Here is a 22,576-nt window from a genome sequence, read left to right on the forward strand (position 1 = left end):
CCCGGCCGAACGGCTGTGAGCGGCCTGTGCAACAGACCGAACCCCTATAATACCCGTTCACCGATGAGGCTTATGAAAGACATTCTCGTGCTTTATTACAGCCGTCACGGCGCCACACGCGAGCTCGCGCTGGCGATCGCGCACGGCGTCGACAGCGTCCCCGGCATGCAGGCGCGCGTGCGCACCGTGCCGGCGGTTTCCACGGTCTGCGAGGCGAGCGAGCCGGACATCCCCGCCGAAGGACCGCCGTACGTCGAACTGCGCGACCTCGAAGAATGCGCGGGCCTCGCCCTCGGCTCGCCGACCCGCTTCGGCAACATGGCGGCCGCGCTCAAATACTTTCTCGACGGCACTACGCCGCAGTGGCTGGCAGGCGCCCTCTCGGGCAAGCCGGCCTGCGTGTTCACGTCGACCGGCAGCCTGCACGGCGGCCAGGAATCCACGCTGCTGTCGATGATGCTGCCGCTGCTCCATCACGGCATGCTGATCGTCGGCATTCCGTACACCGAGAGCACGCTGTCCACCACGCAAACCGGCGGCACGCCCTACGGCGCATCGCATTTCGCGCGCGCGGGCACGGCCGCTCAAGGCATCTCCACCGAAGAACGGACGCTTGCGATTGCGCTGGGTGCACGCGTCGCGCGCACGGCGGCGTCGATGTCCGAAAGACCGTGAGCGCAAAGCCGTGAACGAGCCGGACCGCCCATCGACCGAACGCAATGCAGCGAGTCCAGCGAAGCACGCGGGCGCATCGGCCTTCGCCACCGTCGCGCCCGTGCACCCCAAAACCGCCGCCGCGCTCGTCGCCGCTTTCACGCTCGTCGCGATGATCGTGCTGGCCGTCGCATGGGAATGGTGGCTCGCGCCGTTGCGGCCCGGCGGCTCGCTGCTCGTGCTGAAGGCCTTGCCGCTACTCTCCGCGTTGCCGGGCGTATGGCGACGCCGGCTTTATACGATGCAATGGGCGTCGATGCTGATCCTGCTGTATTTCGCCGAAGGCGTCGTACGCGGCTGGAGCGATCACGGCTCGAGCGCGCGGCTCGCCTGGCTGCAAGCGGCGCTTGCCGTGATCTTCTTTGCCTGTACGCTCGCGTATGTCGGGCCGTTCAAGCGTGCGGCCAGACTGGCCGCAAAACGGGCCGCAAAACAGACCTCGAGCGAACCGCCCCCGCCCGCCTGACGCCCACGCCTCACGACGCTGCACGTCCTTACACCGTCAACCGCTCCTCATGACCCAATCCGCTTTCCTCGCCGCCTGCCGTGACGCCATCGGCGCGGCCCACGTACTGACCGACCCGCACGACACCGCGCCTTATCTGACCGACTGGCGCCGCCGCTACACCGGCGCGGCCTGTGCGGTGCTGTGCCCGGCCACGTCGGCCGAAGCCGCCGCCCTCGTCAAGCTCGCGGTCAAGCATCGCGTCGCGCTGGTGCCGCAGGGCGGCAACACCGGACTCGCGGGCGGCGCCACGCCCGATGCGAGCGGCGCGCAGGCGGTCATCAGCCTGCGCCGCCTGAATCGCGTACGCGAGATCGATCCGCACAACAACACGATCACCGTCGAAGCGGGCGTGATCCTCGCCGACGTGCAGAAGCACGCCGAAGCGGCCGGCCGGCTGTTTGCGCTGAGCCTCGCGGCCGAAGGCAGCTGCACGATCGGCGGCAATCTGTCGACCAACGCGGGCGGCACCGGCGTACTGCGCTACGGCAACGCGCGCGAGCTATGCCTCGGCCTCGAAGTGGTGACGCCGCAAGGCGAGCTGTGGGACGGCCTGCGCGGGCTGCGCAAGGACAACACCGGCTACGATCTGCGCGACCTGTTCATTGGCGCGGAAGGCACGCTCGGCCTGATCACAGCGGCGGTGCTGAAGCTGCATCCGCAGCCGGCCGCGCGCGTCACCGCGCTGGCCGCGCTCGCGTCGCCGCATGCGGCGCTCGATTTTCTGGCGCTCGCGCAACGCGTAGCCGGCCCGCTCCTGACGGGCTTCGAGCTGATGTCGGATTTTTGCCTGCGCCTCGTCGTCCGGCATTTCGAACAGATGCGCTACCCGTTCGCCGAGCCGCATGCGCAGGTCGTGCTGCTCGAACTGTCGGACAGCGAAAGCGAACAGCACGCGCGCACGTTGTTCGAGGGGCTGATGGAAACCGCGCTCGAGCAGGGCCTCGTGGAAGACGCCGTGGTCGCGGAGAACCTCGCGCAGTCGCGCGCGTTCTGGAATCTGCGCGAGCACATTCCGCTCGCGCAGGCCGAGGAAGGGCTGAACATCAAGCACGACGTCGCGGTGCCGATCTCACGCATCGGCCACTTCATCGAGACGACCGACGCCGCGATCGCGCAAGCCGCGCCGGGTGCGCGCATGGTCACGTTCGGCCATCTCGGCGACGGCAATCTGCACTACAACGTGCAGGCGCCCGAGGGCGTCGATGCGCAGGCGTTCTTGCGGCAGTACCAAAGCTCCATCAACCGGATCGTCTACGACAGCGCGAACGCGCATCGCGGCAGCATCAGCGCGGAACACGGGCTGGGCCAACTGAAGGTCGACGAAGCCGCGCACTACAAACAGGACGTCGAAGTGCGCTTGATGCGCGCGATCAAAAAGGCGCTCGATCCGCTGAACCTGATGAACCCCGGCAAGGTGCTACGCTAAATTCTGAAGCCTGCGCGCGCCGGCGCGCAGGCGTTTCTCAGGAGTCGCGTCCGTGAAAATTCGCGTGCTGTCCGATCTGCATCTGGAAAACGATGAGCCCGAACTGATCCCTCACGCGTCGGCGGATCTGGTCGTGCTGGCCGGCGACATTCACAATCATGCGGCCGGCCCCCGCTGGGCCGCGCAGGCCTTCGACGACGCGGTGCCGGTCGTCTACGTCCCGGGCAATCACGAGTACTACGACGGAGAGTTCGGCGCGCTGGAGAGCGCCATGCTCGACGCGGCCGCGCAGGTCGACAACGTGCACGTCCTGAACAACGCGACGCTCGTCGATCCGCAAGGCCGCTGGCGCGTGCTCGGCACGACGTTGTGGACCGATTTCGCGCTGTACGGCGCGACACCCGAGGCAATCGAGGAATCGATCGATGCCGCGCGCCGCGTCATGCTCGATTACCGGGGGCTGATCCAGATGACCTGGCCGCACGACCCGCACGACGCCGCGCGCGACTTCACACCCGCCGATTCGCTCTCGCTGCACCGGCATGCGCGCGCATGGCTCGAAAGCGAGCTTGCCAGGCCGTTTGCCGGCCACACCATCGTTGTCACGCATCACGCGCCGCATCGGCTGAGTCTGGCCGGGCGCTATGCCGAGGACCGCGTGTCGGCGGGCTTCGTCAATCATCTGCCGGAACTCGTGCGCGCGCCGGTTGCGTTATGGATTCATGGCCACACGCATACGTCGTTCGACTACGAGGTGAACGGCACGCGCGTCGTGTGCAATCCGCGCGGCTATTTCGACCGGCGCGCGCGCCAGTGGGAAAATCCGCAATTTGAGTGGGACAAGGTTGTCGAGATCTAGCGGGCGCCTGCGTGGCATCGACCCGCTGGCGCTTCTCACCGCTCGCGCCGCGGCAAATCCTTTGACTCGACCTTGACCGGCACGAGTTGCGGCTGCTGTTCGCGCAGGCGGCGCAGCAGGTCGCGCGACGCCGCGGCGCCGATCAGTCCAAACATGACGGCCATGCCGATCATCAGGTGCGTATCCATGGATGTGTCGTCCTTCAGGGGTTGCGAGGTGCCGAACGGCGGCGAATCCAGCGCGCCCGGCTCAGAGCGGCGGCGCGTGAGCGACACGTTAGCAAATCGACTGCGCGCGAGAAGTAAAGAAATGTTGCGACGCGTGGCGTGTGTAACCGGCTGTCGCGCCACGCGCCAACCGGACGTCAAGACATGGCGAGCGCGCGCTCACGTCCGCGCGAACTGCCGCAACTCCGCCTGATCCGCCGCCAGCGTGGAAGGCAACTCGTCGCGCAGGAATTCGACCCACGTGCGGATCTTCGCATCCAGATACTGCCGCGACGGATACAGCGCATACAGATTCATCTGCTGCGATGTGTACTCGGGCAGCAGCCACACCAGTTCGCCGCTGCGCAAACCGCTGATCGCCGAGTAAATCGGAATCAGCGCCACGCCCATGCCCTCCGAGACGGCCACGGCCATCGCCTCGGCGACGTTCACCTTGAAGCTCGCCGAGCCGAGCGGCACCGTCTCCTCGCCGCGCGGGCCTTCGAAGGTCCATTTGTCCGGCGGATACACCGGCGTGACCATCTGCAGGCAGGTGTGCTGCGCGAGATCCGCGGGCGTTTGCGGCACGCCGTGCCGCTCGAGGTAGGCCGGCGACGCGCACGCAATGCTGAACGCGCTGCCGATGCGCTGCGATACGAGCCCCGAATCCGACAGGCCGGTCGCAAGCGTCAGCGACACGTCGAAGCCTTCGTCGAGCAGATCGGGCATGCGCTGCGCGAGCGTCAATTCGATATGGACGTCCGGGTAGCGCTGCTGATATCGGCCCACGGCCGGCACCACATAGTGCTGCCCGAAACTCGTCATCGCGTGGACCTTGAGCTTGCCGGACGGACGCGCGTGCGCGTCGCTCGCCTCGGCCTCCGCCTGATCCACGTACGCGAGTATCTGCTCGCAGCGCTGCAGATAGCGCTCCCCAGCCTCGGTCAACGCGATGCGGCGCGTGGTCCGGTTCAGGAGCCGGGTGCGCAGATGCGCTTCCAGATCGGAAACCGCGCGCGACGCATAGGCCGTCGTCGTATTCAGATGTTGCGCGGCGCCCGTGAAGCTGCCTGCTTCGACGACGCGGACGAAGACGCGCATGTTTTGAAGCGTATCCATACCTATCCCTAGAAATCGGCAGCGATTGTTACACGATCAGCAATGGCGATTATCTCATGTATCGCAAAAATGCCTTACATCTTTACCAGTTATTCCCCAATCGATCGAAAAATATAATTGCGCACCAGCGTCTATAGTCAAATTTGGAGGAAATCGTGCAGTCTCCGGTACCCAAGGGGATCGCCGCAGCCGCGGTTCTTACGATCCTATTAACAATGGCCGGATGCGCAAGTACCGGAGGCGTCGCACCGCAATCGCGGACGATCAATCCTTCGTCGCTCGACGCGGGCAACGCGATCCGCGCCGCCAACGCCGATGCGCAATGGCCCGCCGCCGACTGGTGGCGCGCCTATGACGATCCGCAGCTGAACCAGTGGATCGCCGATGCGCAGGCCGGCAATCCGAGTCTCGCAGTCGCGCAGGCGCGCGTGCGCGAGGCGGCGTCGATGGCCGGCGTCGCGCGCGCGGCGCTTGCGCCGCAAGTCAACGGCAGCCTGTCGATCGAGCGCAAGCAGTGGCCCGACAACGTGTTCTATGGTCCCGGTCCGCTCGCGGGCGAGCAGTCGTGGAACAACACCGGCACGCTCGGCCTCGCGTACCACCTCGATTTCTGGGGCAAGGACAGGAACGCCGCCGAGCGCGCGCTCGACCTCGCGCACGCGAGCGCCGCGGATGCCCGCGCCGCGCAGCTCGAACTGCAGGCGAACGTCGTGCGCACCTATATCGAGATGTCGATGAACTACGCGTTGCTCGACATCGCGAAGGCCACGCTGCAGCAACAGCAGCAGATCGTCGATCTCTCGAACCGGCGCCTGAAGGGCGGCATCGGCACGCAGCTCGAAGTGAGCCAGGCCGAAACGCCGCTGCCCGAGTACGAGCGCCAGATCGACGCCATCGAGGAAAAGATCGCGCTCGGCCGCAACCAGTTGGCCGCGCTCGCGGGCAAGGGTCCGGGCGCCGGCGACGCGATCCGGCGCCCGACGCTGTCGCTCGCCGCACCGGCCGGTCTGCCGGCCGCGCTGCCCGCCGAGTTGATCGGCCACCGCCCGGACGTGGTCGCGGCGCGCTGGACCGTCGCCGCGCAGGCGCGCGGCATCGACGTCGCGAAGGCCGGGTTCTACCCGGATATCAACCTGCTCGCCTCGATCGGCGGCTATGCGGCGATGGGGCCGCTGTTCCAGTTCCTGAAGAATCCATCGCATAGCTGGAGCGTGGGTCCGGCGCTGACGCTGCCGATCTTCGACGGCGGTCGGCTGCGCTCGCAGCTCGGCGCGGCGTCGGCGGGCTACGACGAGGCGGTCGAGCGCTACAACCAGTCGATCGTAGGTGCGCTCAAGGACATCTCCGACCAGGTGATCCGCATTCGTTCGCTGAGCACCCAGGCCGACGACGCCGATCGCTCGGTCGCCGCCGCGCGCAAGAACTTCGAGCTGTCGCGCGAAGGCTACCGGCGCGGCTTGACCGACTATCTGAACGTGCTGGTCGCGCAAAACCAGTTGCTGCGCGCGCAGGAAGTCGTCGCGAAGGTGCAGGCCGAGCGCCTCGGCGCGCATGCGTCGCTGATGACGGCGCTCGGCGGCGGACTCGATGATCCCGCCAACGGCCCGCAAGCCAACGAAACGTTGCCGGCGCATGGCAAGGGCAGGAACGGTGCGGCGCCTGGCGATGCGGCGAAGGCGGAGGCGAACGCGAACTCCGGCACCGTCGCCGCCATCAGCGCCTCGCCCGCCCCGAACGCGCCGGCGGCCGAGTAAGGAAAGTCATGTCCGCTTCGTCCTCCCGGTCCACCGCGCGCCCCGCCTCGATCGCCGCGCTCTGCGACGCCGCGGCCCACTGGGCGCGCACCGACGGCCTCGTGTGGATCTACCTGTTCAAGGTGCTTGCGGCGTGCTTCCTCGCACTCGGCGTCGCGATGAAGCTCGATCTGCCGCAGCCGCGCACCGCGCTCACCACCGTGTTCATCGTGATGCAGCCGCAAAGCGGCGCGGTGTTCGCGAAGAGCTTCTACCGGATCTGCGGCACGCTGGTCGGCCTCATCGTGATGCTCGCGCTGATCGGCCTGTTCGCGCAGCAGCCGGAGCTGTTCATCATCTCGACCGCGATCTGGGTCGGCATCTGCACCGCGGGCGCCGCGCGCAATCGCAATTTCCGTTCGTACGGCTTCGTGCTGGCCGGCTATACGGCCGCGCTGATCGGCATTCCAGCGGCGCAACATCCGGACGGCGCGTTCCTGAGCGCGCTTACGCGGGTCGCGGAAGTCGTGATCGGCATCATCTGCGCGGGCGCGGTCAGCGGCCTCGTGTTTCCGCAATTCGCCGGCCTGCAGATGCGCAGCACCGTGCGCGCGCGTTTCTCGGCCTTCGTCGAGTACGTGTCGGCGTCGCTTGCAGGACGCAACGATCGCGCGCAGATCGAGGCGACCAATGCGCGTTTCGTCGCCGACATCGTCGGTTTCGAGGCCGCGCGCAGCGTCGCCGTGTTCGAGGGTCCCGCTACGCGGATGCGCGGCGGCCGTCTCGCGCGTCTGAACAGCGAGTTCATGACCGCGTCGACGCGTTTTCATGCACTGCATCAGTTGATGAACCGTCTGCGCGAGAACGGCACGCACGGCGCGGCGATCGCGATCGCCGCGCTCGAACCGTACTTCAAGGAGATCGCGCCGCTGCTCGCGAAGTCGGGCGAGCCGGTGCTGAGCGCGGCCGACGCCGCGCACGCGGCCGCGCAGCTCGACGTGTACAAGGCCGAGTTGCCGGGACGCGTGCGCGCGACGCGCGGCGAGCTCGAAACCCACCCCGACGCGCCGCTGCTCGATTTCGACACGGCCGCGGAACTGCTGTATCGCTTCATCGACGACCTGCATGCGTATGCGGCGACCTACGCGTCGCTCGCGGTCGACACGCACGCGCGCGAGCGCTCGATCGAGCGCTACGAGCCGAAGACCAACGCGATCGCGGCCGGCGTCGCGGGCCTGCGCGCGGCTATCGTGATGATGCTGCTCGGCGCGTTCTGGATCGCGACCGCCTGGCCGAGCGGCGCGACGATGACGCTGGACGCGGCGGCCGTGTGCGCGCTCGCGTCGTCGTCGCCGGATCCGAAGCGCACCGCGTTCCAGATGGCCGGCGGCACGCTGCTCGCCACACTGATGGGCATGATCGCGGTGTTCGGCGTGTATCCGCACATCGACGGCTTCGCGATGCTGTGCGTCGCGCTCACGCCGTTCCTGCTGCTCGGCGTGTTCATGACCACGCGTGCGAAGCTTGCGGGCTACGGAATCGGCTATTGCATCTTCTTCTGCTTTCTCGCCGGCCCCGACAACGTCATCCACTACGACCCGAGCGCGTTCATGAACGACGCGCTCGCGCTGGTGCTGTCGATGCTGGTGTCGTCGATGGCGTTCGCGGTGCTGCTGCCGCCCTCGACGCCGTGGCTGCGCAACCGCCTGCTCGTCGACCTGCGCCGCCAGGTGGTGCTGGCGGCTCGTGCGGGTCTGGGGCGCGTGCGCTCGCGCTTCGAGAGCGGCGCGCGCGATCTGATGTTCCAGATCAACGCGCTGGCGCCGAACGAGCCTGAAACGAAGCGCGACACGCTGCGCTGGCTCTTTTCGGTGCTCGAAGTCGGCAACGCGGTGATCGACCTGCGCCGCGAAGTGGCGACGCTGCCCGACGTGCCGCGCTATCAGAAAACGGCCGCGTGGCGCGTCGCGCTGCGCGCGTTGTTCGGCGCGCTCGCGGCGCTGTTCGAGCGGCCGCAGGAACAGCACTTCGCGCGCGCGCTCGCGGCGACCACGGACGCGCTGACCGAAGTGCAGCAGATGATGGCCGGCTTCACGCCCTCGCGCGAAGAGCGCCACCAGCTGCTGCGCATCCTCAGTCAACTGCATTTCATCCGTACCGCGCTGCTCGATCCGCAGTCGCCGCTCGCCTCGGCGATCGGCGCGCGCGCGGGCGCGTCAGAAGAAGAAGGAGTTCCTCATGCCGCGTGATATCGCCGTGCTCGATGCCTATGTGCCGGCCATTCTGCTGCTGTTCATCGCGGGCGCCGCGCTTACCTGGCTCATCGATCGCGTGATCGCCTATACCGGCCTGTACCGCGTGGTATGGCACCCCTCCCTGTTCCGGGCCAGCTTGCTCGTGTCCGTGTGCGGCCTTCTCGGCCTCGCCGTTTATCGTTGACCAGAGTCGAAACATGATCATCCGAAATCTTGTGGGCTTCATCGCGACAGCCGTCATTTTCATCGTCGCGATCCTGATTGGCCGCGTCCTGTGGGTTCATTACATGGATGAGCCGTGGACCCGCGACGGCCGCGTGCGCGCCGAGATCGTCAACGTCGCGCCGGACGTGTCGGGCGCGATCGTCGATCTGCCTGTCAAGGACAACCAGTTCGTGAAGAAGGGCGATCTGCTCATGCAGATCGATCCGTCGCACTATCAGATCGCGGTCGAGCAGGCGCAGGCTGCGGTCGCCGCGCGCAAGGCCGAATTGCAGATGAAGCGCGACGACGCGCAACGGCGTGCCGATATGGATTCGCAAGTGGTGTCGAAGGAAAGCCGCGAGAACGCGACGCATACCGCGTCCGCCGCCGATGCAGCCTATCAGCAGGCGCTCGCCGCGCTCGACGCCGCTAAGCTGAACCTGCAGCGCACGCGCGTCGTGTCGCCGGTCGACGGCTACGTGACGAACCTCTCGGTGTTCCGCGGCGACTATGCGAGCGCCGGCGCCGCCAAGCTCGCGATCGTCGACAGCCACTCGTTCTGGGTGTACGGCTATTTCGAGGAAACCAAGCTGCCGCACGTGCGCGTCGGCGATCAGGCCGAAGTGCGGCTGATGAGCGGCGGCACGCTGCAGGGCCACGTGGAAAGCATCTCGCGCGGCATCTACGACCGTGACAATCCGCAGAGCCACGAACTGCTCGCGGACGTGAATCCGACCTTCAACTGGGTGCGCCTCGCGCAGCGCGTGCCGGTGCGCGTGAAGATCGACTCGGTGCCCGCCGACGTGATGCTGGCTGCCGGCACGACCTGCACGGTGATCGTGCGGCCCGTGTCTGGGTCAGCCAAGGCGAGCTGACGCCCGTCTCGGGCTGCGTCCTATAGCCTGAACTGCCGCACCATCGCCTTCAGCCCGCGCGCCTGGTCGTCGAGCGAGCGAGCCGCGGCGGTGGCCTGCTCCACCAGCGCGGCGTTCTGCTGCGTGCCGGCGTCCATCTGCGTGACCGCAAGATTGATCGCCTCGATGCCGGCGCTCTGCTCGGATGACGCCGCCGAAATCTCGCCCATGATGTCGGTCACGCGCTTCACGGCCTTCACGACTTCGTCCATCGTCTGACCAGCATCCGCGGCGAGCGTCGAGCCGTTGGCGACGCGCTCGACCGAAGTCTGGATCAAGCCCTTGATCTCCTTCGCGGCCGCCGCGCTGCGCTGCGCGAGATTGCGCACTTCCGCCGCGACCACCGAAAAGCCACGCCCCTCCTCGCCCGCGCGCGCCGCCTCGACGGCCGCGTTCAACGCGAGGATGTTGGTCTGAAACGCGATCCCCTCGATCACCCCGATGATGTCGCCGATGCTGCGAGCGCTGTCGTTGATGTCGCTCATCGTCGCGACCACGCGGCTCACGACCGCGCCACCCTGCTCGGCAATCTCCGACGCGTTGTTCGCGAGCGTGCTCGCCTGCTTCGCGTTGTCGGCGTTCTGACGCACCGTCGACGTCAGTTGCTCCATGCTGCTCGCCGTGCGTTCGAGCGCGAGCGCCTGCTGCTCGGTGCGCTGCGACAGGTCGAGGTTGCCCATCGAAATCTGCCCGGAGGCGGTCGCGATCGCATCAGCGCTCGACGCGATGTCGGCAACCGTCGTCGCGAGCCCGCTTTGCATCTCGGACAGCGCAAACAGCACGCTCGAGCGGTCCTTGCCGCCGAGAGCGATGCGGTTCGACAGATCGCCCGCGGCGATGCGGCGCGCGATCTCCTTCGCATACGCGGGCTCGCCACCGAGTTGCGCGGTGAGCCGCCGCACGACCCAAGCGGCGATGCCGAACGCGAGCGCGATCAGCGCGAGCGTCATCACCGCGATCATCACGAACGACGAGTGGTAGATGAAGCCCGACGCGTCGATGGTCGCCTTCGCGGCGATGCCGCGCTGCGCGACGAGTTGGTCGACGAGCTTTTCGAGCTTGCCGGTTTCGACGAACAGCGACACGTCCTGAGTGCCGACCTGCCAGTTCATCTGCGACAGATCGAGCGGTTGCGCCTTCACGAGCGTGACGAAGTCGCGCAAATGGGCGCTCCACGTCGCGACCGCGGTGGCGAACGCCTTCTGTTCGCCGACCGCCTTCGCGTCCGACGTATCGACGTACTGATGCAGCGTGCGCAATTGCTCGTCAAGACCAGCGAGGCCGCGCTCGATGTCGGCGCTCAGTTCGTCGCGCTCCTTCGCGGTGGTCGCGGTGAGCAGCATCTTTTGCGCGCGGCTCGCGCGCAGCATGTGGCCGCGCGCCTCCTCGGCGGCGCGGCTCGCGACGTGGCCCTGGTCGAAGATCGATTGCGCCGACGCGTTCAGCCGGCCGATCTGTAGCAGCGAGAACACGCCGATCAGCAGCGTACCGGCGAGCAGAACCGCGAAGGCGATCCGCAGTGTTGCCTTGACCGACAGGCCGTTGAGTTTCGTTTCCGCTGCATCATGTGCCACTGCTTTCATCATCCCCGTCCCACGTGTCGACGCGCCGGAAAGGTCGGTCCCGGCAAGATCGCTTGTCTTTCCGGGTCTACGGCAGCCCGCTGCGCGATCTTGAATCGCGTTCGAGCAGGCGGCGGGTCGTGCTGCACTTGCCGTTCCTGGTCCCCGTTCGACGCGCCGCTTCCTGAGGCACGCAATCGCGAACGCTTTATACCGGAGACAAAAACCGCCAAAAAGCCTAGCCGATGAAGTCATCCGCCCCCATGTCCGATTCGCGACAAAACTTGTCCTTCCAATTCACTCCGGCCACATAAACTTCGGCTTAATGTTCAAAACGCCGGTAAACGCGACGAAAGGCCGCGGAGCTTCGCGAAACGCGCCTGCCACGCGCGCTGCGCGCACCGGCTCAGCGCCCCAATTTTCCTCTCACCTTCTGCCCGATCTTTTTCTTCTAGCGTATGGAAACGAGCCTCGATAAAAGCGCCCTCGCCGGCGCATCCGCCACGGGGGCGAGCGCGTCTCCGGCCGCTGCCGCGCCGGCGGCCGCCAAGGTTCAGCGCACCGTGTATTCCGTGCTCGGTGCGATCAGCTTTTCGCACCTGCTCAACGACATGATCCAGTCGCTGATCCTCGCTATCTACCCGATGTTCAAGGACAATTTCTCGCTGTCGTTCGGGCAGATCGGTCTGATCACCCTGACCTACCAGATCACCGCCTCGCTGCTGCAGCCGCTCGTCGGCAGCTATACCGACAAGCATCCGAAGCCGTACTCGCTGCCCGTCGGCATGGGCTTCACGCTCGCCGGCCTGCTGCTGATGTCGGTCGCGCCGAATTTCGGGGTCCTCCTCGTCGCTGCGGCGCTGGTCGGCTGCGGGTCGTCGGTGTTCCATCCGGAGTCGTCGCGGGTCGCGCGGATGGCGTCGGGCGGACGTCATGGCCTTGCGCAGTCGCTGTTCCAGGTCGGCGGCAATGCCGGTTCGTCGCTCGGGCCGCTGCTCGCCGCGCTGATCGTGATTCCGCATGGCCAGCGCAGCATCGCGTGGTTCTCGGCGGCGGCGCTCGTCGCGATCGTCGTGCTCACGCAGATCGGCCGCTGGTACAAGCGTCATCCGTCGGTCAGGAAGGCGCGCGGCCAGGTTGCGCACGCGACGCTGTCGCGTAACAGGATCATGCTGGCGATGGGCGTGCTGGTGCTGCTGGTGTTCTCCAAGTACTTCTACCTTGCGAGCATCAACAGCTACTTCACGTTCTATCTGATCGACAGGTTCCACCTGTCGGTGCAGGCCGCGCAGATCCATCTGTTCGTATTCCTCGCGGCGGTCGCGGCGGGTACGGTGATCGGCGGACCGATCGGCGACAGGATCGGGCGCAAGTATGTGATCTGGGTGTCGATTCTGGGTGTCGCGCCGTTTACGCTGCTGTTGCCGTATGCGAATCTTTTCTGGACTGGGGTGCTGACCATTGTGATCGGGGTGGTGCTCGCTTCGGCGTTCTCGGCGATTCTGGTTTATGCGCAGGAGTTGATTCCTGGGAAGGTTGGGATGGTGGCGGGGTTGTTTTTCGGCTTTGCGTTTGGGCTTGGGGGTGTGGGGGCCGCCGTGCTTGGGCAACTCGCTGATGCGACGAGTATTGCGTTTGTTTATAAGGTTTGCTCGTTCCTGCCGTTGATCGGGGTGCTGACTGTGCTGTTGCCGGATGTTGAGGGGAAGCGGGCTAACCGTTGATGCGGGGCGCGGGGGTCGGGCTGTGCTCATACGGTGTTGGCCTTTGCTGCCATAGTGCGCCCACTTTCTCTGGGGGAGTCGATCATGTTACGCATCGCATTGGCCCTGATCGTTCTCGCAGCTGTGATGCTAACGGCCTCTCCTTCGGGTGCTTCCGATAGCGCACAGTCCCAATAATCGCGATTGCACGTCCTTTCCATGGGCGGGCCTTGGCAGGGAGACCCTTCGAGGTCTGCCGGTTTTGGTTGTAGCGCCGGTCTGCCAACCCTGTCATCGTGCCCGCTCACCACTTCCATATGTGTCCGGGCGATCCTTTTCGATATTCAGGATCGCGAATGACCAATTCAAACAAGAACCAAAGTTCCTGACGCCCCCCTGTAGACGCTCTCCAGTATGAACGGCTCGCGCTTGCCGCCTTCCATCTCTGCGATCGGCAGAGCCAGCGACTGCAACAGTTGATTACACTTGCGACCTCGATGTTCAGGAGTCCTCCCGTGACGGTCGAGGAAAGACACGAACACCGGAACCTGCCGTAACTCATGATCCAGGTCGGCCAGAACTACCAGCAGAGCAATCGATGCGATCAGGAACTGTTCACGGTGCTTGCGCTCGACGCGAAGGGGCTTCCGAACCGCCAGTTGACACCGGAGAACGCGGCAGCCCTTCTCGCTGACGCTGCGCAAGGCGTGAACGCAAAGCTGGCGGCGATGGACGCTTCATGGACACAGCACTAACTGGCGTCGATCACTTACGGGAAAGCGGCTCAATGCCGCTTTTTTTTCGGGCGATGACAGTAGAAAAATGCCTCATAAATTGAGATAGGTAGAGCAATTGTGAAAATCTGTCGGGACAGTTTTATCTCAATTTAATGTCGTTGACCGTGTCGTGCCTTACATGGCTAATTCGCCGGGTGTGTTCTGAAAGAACAGAAGAGGTCAGATGGAACAACGGAAACAGAATGAAACTGTGGACAAGGAAGAGTGCGACCTTTGCCGTATCACCTATTCAATCTACTCCAGGTTCCCGCCAATGCCATCCGCAAAAGCACTGAACGCCGAAACCGGCGAATGGTTTCCGTTTGACAGGCTTCGGTCGTATTCAACCGGGTACCGAATGGCCGAGGCCTTGGGCTACGCATGGGCGTGCAATTGCCGCGAGCGCGCCCCTAAGCGCTACGACGAACAGTTCACGCTGATAGGCCGCGCGGGCAAGCGACTGCCTGGAGTGCGTTACCGGGTGCGCGTCGGTTCGAGCGTTCTCGCGAAAGGTGTAACTGATTCTCACGGACGCACGCAGCGTATTTCGACAGTTGACTCAAAGCAACTCTCTGTCGAAGTCGTTACGTCATAGGGGCGGAGGCCAAATAAGTCAGGTTATTACGGGGAAAACAGACGATGAATGGATTTTCTAACAAGAATAGCTACGGCTTCAAGACTGACGAAAATGAAGAATGGTTTGAGGTACATTCCGGCGCAGTGACGAACACGAATCCTGGATCAATGGTCTATGTGACAATTGATACTAGACCCATATGCCAAAACATGACGAATGCCGAATTTCGAAAAGAAGTGATGGCACTTCGAGATATAGCTGTGAAGCTGATTGAGCGGAGAATCGGCGAACTGAATTCATGGGACGCAAATGCTCAGGCGCGAACGAAAGATTGGTTTGGTAGAAGCGATCTCACAGCGCGTGACGTGCTACAAACAGCCTTGCCAAAGTTGAAACGCGTTATAGCAGGTCTTCAACCGAAAAACATCCGTCGTGCGTCGCCTGAACTTGATGCTACGCTCGGATGTGTTCCACGAACAAATGCCGCTTCCGAAGAGATCGCGCGAGTTTGTGCGCCCGACGTTGCTACCCATACAATCTGCGTCAACCCGAAATTCTGCACGCTTCCCGCTACCGACATGTTTGGGGAATCCAAGTTGGGAAGCCTGATTCATGAGGCAACGCATTTCGTAGATACGTTTGGCAGTTTGGACAAAATGTATGGTTTCAATTCATATATGAAAATCTGGGCTGCTGCGAATCCAGACCTTGCAATCATTAACGCGGACAGCATTGCGCTGTATGTGAGCTATGGCGAAGAAGCACACAGGGCTTAAGTGGGTATTATTGATTTCTTCTTTCATGGCGATATCTACGCAGGCTTGTGAGTCGTCGGCTAATCGTCCTGCTGAAGTCAAGGTCATATTGTTCGAAAAGAACTCGGCGATCGTTCCGTCAAAGGAAGTCGTGGATTTGGCACTATGGGCCATTGACATGAAAAAGAGATATCCAATTCACCAATGGATGACCATCGGGGGACGCGCCGCGCCAGACGAAACAAATGCGTCGAAATTGGCTGCGACTAGAGCCGCAGCCGTGAAGTCGTTTACTGTCGAGTTTGGGCTTACCAAGGCACCTATTGATGTCAACGATTACGTTAATTCCGCGGAAGAAGCCAAGATGAACGGGGAGCAAGCCCGGTCTGTCCAGATCAATCTGAATCCAGGCTGTCCGAATAATTGTTGCGACGGTCAATGATTAAACATGTTCTGAAAGAACAAAAGAGGTCAGATGGAACAACGGAAACAGGATGAAACTGTGGACAAGGAAGAGTGCGACCTTAGCCGTATCACCTATTCAATCTACTCAAACTTCCCGCCAATGCCTTCCGCAATGGCGCTGAACGCCGAAACCGGCGAATGGTTTCCGTTCGACACGCTGAAGTCGTATCCAACCGGTTACGAGATGGCCGAAGCCCTCGGTTACGCATGGGCGTGCAACTGTCGCGGACGCTCCCCTGATGCCGTGCAGGAAAAAGGCAAGTATTCGACAACCGCCCCGGCGTAAACTGGATGCTCTACTTGCCGCACGTTCTCACGTCGACCGAGGTGCCCGAAGCACGCGCTCTGATTCCTGTCTCGCGCGATGGCAAGCAGCAAGGCACGATCATCGTCAGCGTCACGGAAGAAGTCTTTGCCGTGAGTAATCGGGAGCATCTCAAGGCGGCGAATGAGATTGAAATTCGGCTGGCGGACCAGGACCTGTTGCCGCGATTCGTTGATCTTTGATCTTGTGCGTACCGCGTGATGCCGACAAGCAAGGCAATCAGGTAAGACTGTGCTACCTCGTTGATGGCTCGCCTCGGCGGGGTTTTTCATTCGAGCGTCAGATGCAGACGTACTGCGCCGGAAGGAGCACCAGTCTGGCGAGACAACAGGCCTGCACGTTGCCGGCCAGCCGGTGCGGGAGCCTGTACCATGCGGTTTTCCGCAAAGCTCCCGCGATTTCCCCCTGCCCCCCCGGAGCATATTTCAATGAGCACTGTAGCGGGGTCATCGGCTGGAAGCCTTATCTCATAAGGGTTGCAAAGAATACGGGTTTTCCCGTATGACGCTAATCGACCGACCAGGCCAGCAAGGAAAGGCCAACACCGAAAAGAACACCACCCTCGCCCCTAAACCCGCCTACGTCTCCAAAGAAGGAACCCCACCGCAATTACGATAACCGCAACACCGTCGACAACAACCAGCACCGGCAAAGGATCGCTCCACTTATCCATATTCGTCGTGCGTGAGTAATAGGGCTCGCCATTTCCATATGCTTCGTTCAGGTTGATCACGTTGAACGCAGCCACCGCCACGACAAGAGCAAATGAAACCTCACCGGCGAGAAAAGGAGCGATGCTGGGCTTCCGCATGTCAGTACATGACCGTTAATGGAATGTAGCAATCTGGCGACGGCGCAGCCGCCTCCTTCAGATCGCGAACGAAAGTCTCAGTCCCAGCATGCAGGTTGATACAACCCGCGCTACCCGCATGCTTGCCACGATTCCGGAAATCGGGCCGCTCATGGTCAGAAAGCGGCCGCCAAAGCTCAGGAATACCTGAGATCTGACGCAGGCTGGAACATGGGGACTACCTCGCTCCGAAGCGTATCGATCGAACATACAAACCTCAACATTTTGCGGAAAGCGACGTGTTACGTCGGCTGCCTCCACCTTATCTGGCACGAAAGAAATGGGAAATGGGCGACGGATGAAAATGAAGAACAACGACTTTTTTCTGCGGTCCTTCGCCCTTGCGGTGTAGCCGCTTGCCCACCCACCTGCCCGTGGCTATGCTAGTGCGAACACTCCCGCCGCACGAGGATCGCCGCCGATGACCCGCTACCGCGATTTGCACCGCCGCTCGATCGACAACCCCGAAGCCTTCTGGCGCGAAGAAGCCCGCCGCATTCACTGGCACACGCCGTTCGGCACCGTGCTCGACCGCTCGAAGCCGCCGTTCGCGCGCTGGTTCGTCGGCGGTCGCACCAACCTCTGTCATAACGCGGTCGACCGGCATCTGGCCGAGCGCGCACAGCAAAACGCGCTGATCTACGTATCGACTGAAACCGGCATCGAACGGCACTACACGTACGCCGAGCTGCACGGCGAAATCAACCGCATGGCCGCGGTGATGCGCTCGCTCGGCGTGAAGCGCGGCGACGTCGTGCTGATCTATCTGCCGATGATCCCCGAGGCACTGTTCGCGATGCTCGCCTGCGCGCGGCTCGGCGCGATCCACTCGGTCGTGTTCGGCGGCTTCGCGGCGCCGAACCTCGCCGCGCGCATCGAGGACGCGAAGCCGATGCTGATCGTGACCGCCGACGCCGGCGCGCGCGGCGGCAAGGTGGTCGACTACACCCCGCTCGTCGACGAAGCGCTCGCGCGCGCCAGGCACAAGACGCCGCACGTGCTGCTGATCGACCGGCAGCTCGCGCCCGCGCGGCTGAACGCGCCCTACCTCGTCGCCTACGAGCCGCTGCGCGAACAGTTCTTCGATGTCCACGTCCCGTGCGAATGGCTCGAATCGAACGAGCCGTCATACGTGCTGTACACCTCGGGCACGACCGGCAAGCCGAAGGGCGTGCAGCGCGATGTCGGCGGCTATGCGGTCGCGCTCGCGGTATCGATGGAATACATCTTCGAGGGCAAAGCCGGCGACACGATGTTCACCGCGTCCGACATCGGCTGGGTAGTCGGCCACAGCTACATCGTGTACGCGCCGCTGATCGCGGGGCTGACTACCGTGATGTACGAAGGCACGCCGATCCGTCCGGACGGCGGCATCTGGTGGCGCCTCGTCGAGCAGCACAAGATCAACCTGATGTTCGCCGCGCCGACCGCGCTGCGCGTGCTGAAAAAGCAGGATCCCGCGCTGATGAAGGCCGCCGATCTATCGAGCCTGCGCACGCTGTTTCTCGCCGGCGAGCCACTCGACGAACCGACCGCGGCGTGGATCACGCGCGCGCTGAACAAGCCGGTGATCGACAACTACTGGCAGACCGAAAGCGGCTGGCCGATGCTTGCGATTCCGCGCGGCATCGAGGCGCTTCCGACCAAGCTCGGCTCGCCGGGCGTGCCCTCGGTCGGCTATAGCCTGACCGTGCGCAACGAGCTGACCGGCGAGCCCTGCGCGGTCGGCGAGAAAGGTGTGCTGACCCTCGACTACCCGCTTCCGCCGGGCTGCATGTCGACGGTGTGGCGCGACGACAAGCGCTTTGTCGACACCTACTGGTCGAGCGTGCCGAACCACCAGGTCTATTCGACGTTCGATTGGGGGGTGCAGGACGAGGACGGCTACGTGACGATCCTCGGCCGCACCGACGACGTGATCAACGTCGCGGGCCATCGCCTCGGCACGCGTGAGATCGAGGAGGCGTTGTCGAGTCACGCGGCCGTCGCGGAAGTCGCGGTGGTCGGCGTGACGGATCCGGTCAAGGGTCAGGTGGCGATGGCCTTCGTCGTGTTGCGCGGCGCGCAAGGCGAAGGCGACCCGAGCGAGCGCGCGCGGCTCGCCGCTGAACTGGCGATGACGGTCGACCGCAATTTCGGCTCGATTGCGCGGCCCGCGCGCGTGGTGATGGTCTCGATGCTGCCGAAGACGCGCTCCGGCAAGCTGTTGCGCCGCGCGATCGCGGCGCTCGCCGAAGGGCGCGATCCGGGCGATCTGCCGACGATCGAAGACCCGGCCGCGCTGCAACTGGTACGCGACGCGCTCGGCGACGGCGGGCAGAATTAAACGGGCGAAGCAGCGGGCGCCCGGCCCGCGACGTCCTGCGCGCCGAGAAAGCGCGCGAGGATTGCATTCGAGTAGGTGCCCGCGATTTCGATGAGGAACGACATGAACGATCCCGGCGCGTGCTCGTCGGCGGTATCGGAGATCGTGCGCACGACAGCGCACGGCAGGCCGTACTCGTAGCAGACCTGCGCGATCGCCGCACCTTCCATCTCGACCGCGAGCGCCTCAGGCAGCGCCTCGCGCAGCGCCGCGACGGCCGCCGCGCTCGCGACGAACTGATCGCCGCTGACGATCAGGCCGCGATGCACGCGCGGCTCGCGTGTGCCGAAACGCAGCGCGCAGGCCGCACCTTCCTCGGCGACGAATCGCTCGCACGCGGCGGCGAGACGCTCGGCGAGCGCGGCATCGGCGGCGAAGCGTGAGATGCCGAGCAACGGCACCTCGAAGCGCGGAAACAACGGTGACGCGTCGATATCGTGCTGCATCAGCGTGCTCGCGACGACGATATCGCCGATATGCACGTCGGCCCCGACCCCGCCCGCGACGCCGGTGAATACGATGGCGCCGACCCCGAACTCGTGAATCAGCGCGCTGGCCGTCGCCGCCGCCGCGACTTTGCCGACCCGCGCGAGCGTGACGACGCACGGCGTGCCGTGCACGATGCCGAGATGATATTCACGCTGGCCGTGCGTGAGCGTGCGCACGCCCGACTCGGCGCGCATCGCTTCGATCAGGTCGCCGAGCTCCTGCGGCAACGCGGCCAGAATGCCGAGCGGCCGTTGCGCGCCGTGGTTCATGTTCAAGGGCGCGCTCATTCGACCGCCTGCAGTTTGGCCACCGCCAGCGCGAGCCACTTCTCGCCATGCCGCTTGAAACGCACCTGCGCCTTCGCGTCGGTGCCGCTGCCTTCGAGCGCGGTGATCGTGCCTTCGCCAAACTTCGTGTGGAACACCTGCTGGCCGACGCGAAAGCCCGTTTCGGCCGCGCGCTGCTCGTTCGCGAAAGCGGGCGCCGGCGCGGATGCCACTGACGCCGTCGCCGCTGCACCCCCGCCGTAGCCCGGGCGCGCGAACCAGTCGCGCCCGTAGCCGGCGTTGTCCGAGCGGCCGCCCCAGCGCGAACCCGCCTCGACCTTCGGCGTGAGCCACTTGAGGGTCTCCTGCGGCAATTCGTCGAAAAAGCGCGAGCGGATGTTGTAGCGGGTCTGGCCGTGCAGCATCCGGCTCTGTGCGAACGACAGGTACAGCCGCTCCTTCGCACGCGTGATCGCGACGTACATCAGGCGCCGCTCTTCTTCGAGGCCGTCGGCCTCCATCGCGCTGTTCTCGTGCGGGAACAGCCCTTCTTCCAGACCGGTGATGAATACCGCGGTGAATTCGAGCCCCTTTGCGGCATGCACTGTCATGAGCTGCACCGCTTCCTGGCCGGCCTGCGCCTGGTTGTCGCCCGCTTCGAGCGACGCGTGCGACAGGAAGCCCGCGAGCGGCGTCATGGTGTCGGGGTTTTGCGCCGGATCGGCGATGCCCGGTGCGTCGAGCACCACGGTGCCCGGATCGTCGGTGGCGACCGCGAGCTCGGGCGCGGCGCTCGCACCGGGGCGCAGCGGGATCGAGCGCGCGGGCGTATCGAGCCCGTAGCCTTCCTCGCTGACGAACGCGGCGGCCGCGTTGACGAGTTCCTGCAGGTTTTCGAGCCGCTCCTGGCCTTCGCGCTCGCTCTGATAGAAGTCGGCGAGCGTGCTCGCGCGGACTACGTACTCGACGGTTTCGGGCAGGCTCATCTGCTGCGTGTCGGCGCGCATCTTGCCGATCAGGTTCGCGAACGCGGCGAGGCTCGAGCCCGCCTTGCCCGCGACGTACGGGATCGCCGCGGCCATCGAGCAGTTGTACAGGCGCGCCGCGTCGGCGAGTTGTTCGAGCGAGCGCGCGCCGATGCCGCGGGTCGGGAAATTGACGACGCGCGCGAACGCGGTGTCGTCGTTCGGATTGTCGATCAGGCGCAGATACGCGAGCGCGTGCTTGACTTCCTGACGCTCGAAAAAGCGCAAGCCGCCATACACGCGATACGCGATGCCCGCGTTGACGAGCGTGTGCTCGATCGTGCGCGACTGCGCGTTGCTGCGGTAGAGCACCGCGATTTCGCTGCGCGACAGGCCGGTGTTGATCAGTGCGCGAATCTCTTCGACGATCCAGCCGGCCTCCTGCGAATCGGTCGCCGACTCGTAGACGCGTACCGGCTCGCCGTGGCCCGCGTCGGTGCGCAGATTCTTGCCGAGGCGCCGCGAGTTGTTCGCGATCAGCTGATTGGCGGCATCGAGAATATGGCCGTGCGAGCGATAGTTCTGTTCGAGCTTGATCAGATTGCGCACCTTGAACTCGTGCTCGAAGTCGCGCATGTTGCCGACGTTCGCGCCGCGAAACGCGTAGATCGACTGGTCGTCGTCGCCGACCGCGAAGATCGCGTTGTGCTGGCCCGCGAGTAGCTTGAGCCACGCGTATTGCAGCTTGTTGGTGTCCTGAAACTCGTCGACGAGGATGTGCCTGAAGCGCGCCTGGTAATGCGCGCGCAGCGGCGGATTGTGCGCGAGCAGTTCGTAACAGCGCAGCAGCAGCTCGGGGAAGTCGACCACGCCTTCGCGCTGGCATTGCTGGTCATACGCTTCGTAGAGCTCGACGAACTTGCGGTTGAAGTTGTCGGTGGCATCGACGTCTTTGGGGCGCAGGCCCTGCTCTTTCGCGTTGTTGATGAAGTACTGGAGATTTTTCGCCGGGTACTTTTCGTCGTCGATGTTGAGGCCCTTCATCAGGCGCTTGATCGCCGAGAGCTGGTCCGCCGTGTCGAGAATCTGGAACGTGGCGGGCAGCCCGGCGTCGCGGTGATGCGCGCGCAGCATACGGTTGCACAGACCGTGGAACGTGCCGATCCACATGCCGCGCGTGTCGATCGGCAAGAGCGCCGAGAGGCGCGCCATCATTTCGCGGGCGGCTTTGTTCGTGAAGGTGACGGCGAGGATGGTCGCCGGGGACGCGAGGCCTTGCTGGATCAGCCACGCGATGCGGGTGATCAGGACGCGGGTTTTGCCGCTGCCGGCGCCGGCCAGAATCAGCGCGGGCTCATTCGGGAGAGTGACGGCGGCGTGTTGTTCGGGATTCAGATTGGAGAGGAGATCGGGCATTTTTTTGCGGAGGCGCGGTTCGGGGGACATTATATGCCGCGGCAGGGGCAGCGCCGGCCGGCAAGAAACCCCGTCCAGCTATAATCAACCATTCTCCGCATCCCAAAGCCTGCTTTTAGAACAG

20 protein-coding genes and 2 pseudogenes are annotated in these 22,576 nt (G+C 64.4%); 16 read left to right on the forward strand and 6 right to left on the reverse strand.

Features of this window, described 5'->3' with window-relative positions; all coding sequences use genetic code 11:
• Nucleotides 1–72 precede the first annotated feature (72 nt).
• The 4 genes from wrbA to LJ655_RS25460 are packed head-to-tail and all read left to right on the forward strand — an operon-like array spanning nt 73 to nt 3,507.
• The gene (gene wrbA, locus LJ655_RS25445) at nt 73–675 is read left to right on the forward strand and encodes an NAD(P)H:quinone oxidoreductase (RefSeq protein WP_230563950.1); all 603 of its coding nucleotides are present in this window, start codon (nt 73–75) and stop codon (nt 673–675) included.
• A gap of 10 nt (nt 676–685) precedes the next feature.
• Nucleotides 686–1,180, forward strand: a complete 495-nt coding sequence (locus LJ655_RS25450) for a DUF2069 domain-containing protein (protein ID WP_425605838.1) — start codon at nt 686–688, stop codon at nt 1,178–1,180.
• A 49-nt stretch (nt 1,181–1,229) separates the two neighbouring features.
• Nucleotides 1,230–2,648 (forward strand): FAD-binding oxidoreductase, encoded by a 1,419-nt coding sequence (locus tag LJ655_RS25455; protein WP_230563951.1) that lies wholly within the window; start codon nt 1,230–1,232, stop codon nt 2,646–2,648.
• A gap of 52 nt (nt 2,649–2,700) precedes the next feature.
• Nucleotides 2,701–3,507: a metallophosphoesterase gene (locus LJ655_RS25460; protein ID WP_230563952.1), complete on the forward strand. Its 807-nt coding sequence runs from the start codon at nt 2,701–2,703 to the stop codon at nt 3,505–3,507.
• A 35-nt stretch (nt 3,508–3,542) separates the two neighbouring features.
• Here LJ655_RS25460 and LJ655_RS25465 read toward each other — a convergent pair whose 3' ends face one another.
• Nucleotides 3,543–3,695: a hypothetical protein gene (locus tag LJ655_RS25465; protein WP_230563953.1), complete on the reverse strand. Its 153-nt coding sequence runs from the start codon at nt 3,693–3,695 to the stop codon at nt 3,543–3,545.
• A gap of 198 nt (nt 3,696–3,893) precedes the next feature.
• Nucleotides 3,894–4,832: a LysR family transcriptional regulator gene (locus tag LJ655_RS25470; RefSeq protein WP_230563954.1), complete on the reverse strand. Its 939-nt coding sequence runs from the start codon at nt 4,830–4,832 to the stop codon at nt 3,894–3,896.
• Between the two features lie 155 nt (nt 4,833–4,987).
• Here LJ655_RS25470 and LJ655_RS25475 point away from each other — a divergent pair, with 155 nt between their 5' ends.
• Genes LJ655_RS25475 through LJ655_RS25490 form a run of 4 tightly spaced genes read left to right on the forward strand, consistent with a single transcriptional unit; the run spans nt 4,988 to nt 9,899 of the window.
• Nucleotides 4,988–6,586: an efflux transporter outer membrane subunit gene (locus tag LJ655_RS25475; protein ID WP_230563955.1), complete on the forward strand. Its 1,599-nt coding sequence runs from the start codon at nt 4,988–4,990 to the stop codon at nt 6,584–6,586.
• An 8-nt stretch (nt 6,587–6,594) separates the two neighbouring features.
• Nucleotides 6,595–8,814 (forward strand): FUSC family protein, encoded by a 2,220-nt coding sequence (locus LJ655_RS25480; RefSeq protein WP_230563956.1) that lies wholly within the window; start codon nt 6,595–6,597, stop codon nt 8,812–8,814.
• Entirely contained in the window at nt 8,804–9,004 is a 201-nt protein-coding gene (locus LJ655_RS25485) for a DUF1656 domain-containing protein (RefSeq protein WP_230563957.1), read from the forward strand. The genes LJ655_RS25480 and LJ655_RS25485 overlap by 11 nt, the downstream gene beginning before the upstream one ends.
• Before the next feature lie 13 nt (nt 9,005–9,017).
• Nucleotides 9,018–9,899, forward strand: coding sequence for an efflux RND transporter periplasmic adaptor subunit (locus tag LJ655_RS25490; RefSeq protein ID WP_230563958.1), 882 nt, complete (start codon nt 9,018–9,020; stop codon nt 9,897–9,899).
• A 20-nt stretch (nt 9,900–9,919) separates the two neighbouring features.
• Here LJ655_RS25490 and LJ655_RS25495 read toward each other — a convergent pair whose 3' ends face one another.
• Nucleotides 9,920–11,521 (reverse strand): methyl-accepting chemotaxis protein, encoded by a 1,602-nt coding sequence (locus LJ655_RS25495; RefSeq protein WP_230564004.1) that lies wholly within the window; start codon nt 11,519–11,521, stop codon nt 9,920–9,922.
• A gap of 437 nt (nt 11,522–11,958) precedes the next feature.
• On the opposite strand from LJ655_RS25495, the gene LJ655_RS25500 reads away from it, so the two are divergent.
• From LJ655_RS25500 to LJ655_RS25530, 7 genes and pseudogenes are all read left to right on the forward strand, one after another.
• Nucleotides 11,959–13,224 carry an MFS transporter gene (locus tag LJ655_RS25500; protein WP_230563959.1) on the forward strand — a complete coding sequence of 422 codons (1,266 nt, stop codon included), beginning with the start codon at nt 11,959–11,961 and terminating at the stop codon, nt 13,222–13,224.
• A 539-nt stretch (nt 13,225–13,763) separates the two neighbouring features.
• On the forward strand, nt 13,764–13,958 hold the full coding sequence (locus LJ655_RS25505) for a hypothetical protein (RefSeq protein ID WP_230563960.1): 195 nt from the start codon (nt 13,764–13,766) through the stop codon (nt 13,956–13,958).
• Nucleotides 13,959–14,163: 205 nt separating this feature from the next.
• Nucleotides 14,164–14,574 (forward strand): hypothetical protein, encoded by a 411-nt coding sequence (locus tag LJ655_RS25510; RefSeq protein WP_230563961.1) that lies wholly within the window; start codon nt 14,164–14,166, stop codon nt 14,572–14,574.
• A 44-nt stretch (nt 14,575–14,618) separates the two neighbouring features.
• Nucleotides 14,619–15,332, forward strand: coding sequence for a M35 family metalloendopeptidase (locus LJ655_RS25515; protein ID WP_230563962.1), 714 nt, complete (start codon nt 14,619–14,621; stop codon nt 15,330–15,332).
• Entirely contained in the window at nt 15,307–15,753 is a 447-nt protein-coding gene (locus LJ655_RS25520; protein WP_230563963.1) for a hypothetical protein, read from the forward strand. Before LJ655_RS25515 ends, LJ655_RS25520 begins: the two co-directional genes overlap by 26 nt.
• Before the next feature lie 33 nt (nt 15,754–15,786).
• A pseudogene (locus LJ655_RS25525) lies at nt 15,787–16,014 on the forward strand (hypothetical protein); the annotation flags it as partial.
• Nucleotides 16,015–16,031: 17 nt separating this feature from the next.
• Nucleotides 16,032–16,283 (forward strand): annotated as a pseudogene (locus LJ655_RS25530) (immunity 52 family protein); the annotation flags it as partial.
• A 386-nt stretch (nt 16,284–16,669) separates the two neighbouring features.
• Here LJ655_RS25530 and LJ655_RS25535 read toward each other — a convergent pair.
• The gene (locus tag LJ655_RS25535) at nt 16,670–16,912 is read right to left on the reverse strand and encodes a hypothetical protein (protein WP_230563964.1); all 243 of its coding nucleotides are present in this window, start codon (nt 16,910–16,912) and stop codon (nt 16,670–16,672) included.
• 460 nt (nt 16,913–17,372) lie between these two features.
• On the opposite strand from LJ655_RS25535, the gene LJ655_RS25540 reads away from it, so the two are divergent.
• The gene (locus LJ655_RS25540; protein WP_230563965.1) at nt 17,373–19,277 is read left to right on the forward strand and encodes a propionate--CoA ligase; all 1,905 of its coding nucleotides are present in this window, start codon (nt 17,373–17,375) and stop codon (nt 19,275–19,277) included.
• Here LJ655_RS25540 and LJ655_RS25545 read toward each other — a convergent pair.
• Complete coding sequence (locus tag LJ655_RS25545) at nt 19,274–20,092, reverse strand: 5'-methylthioadenosine/adenosylhomocysteine nucleosidase (protein WP_230563966.1); 819 nt, start codon at nt 20,090–20,092, stop codon at nt 19,274–19,276. The genes LJ655_RS25540 and LJ655_RS25545 overlap by 4 nt on opposite strands.
• The gene (locus LJ655_RS25550; protein WP_230563967.1) at nt 20,089–22,452 is read right to left on the reverse strand and encodes a UvrD-helicase domain-containing protein; all 2,364 of its coding nucleotides are present in this window, start codon (nt 22,450–22,452) and stop codon (nt 20,089–20,091) included. The genes LJ655_RS25545 and LJ655_RS25550 overlap by 4 nt, the downstream gene beginning before the upstream one ends.
• Nucleotides 22,453–22,576: the final 124 nt, after the last annotated feature.

The sequence above is a fragment of the Paraburkholderia translucens genome (assembly GCF_020881035.1).
Lineage (GTDB): Bacteria > Pseudomonadota > Gammaproteobacteria > Burkholderiales > Burkholderiaceae > Paraburkholderia > Paraburkholderia translucens.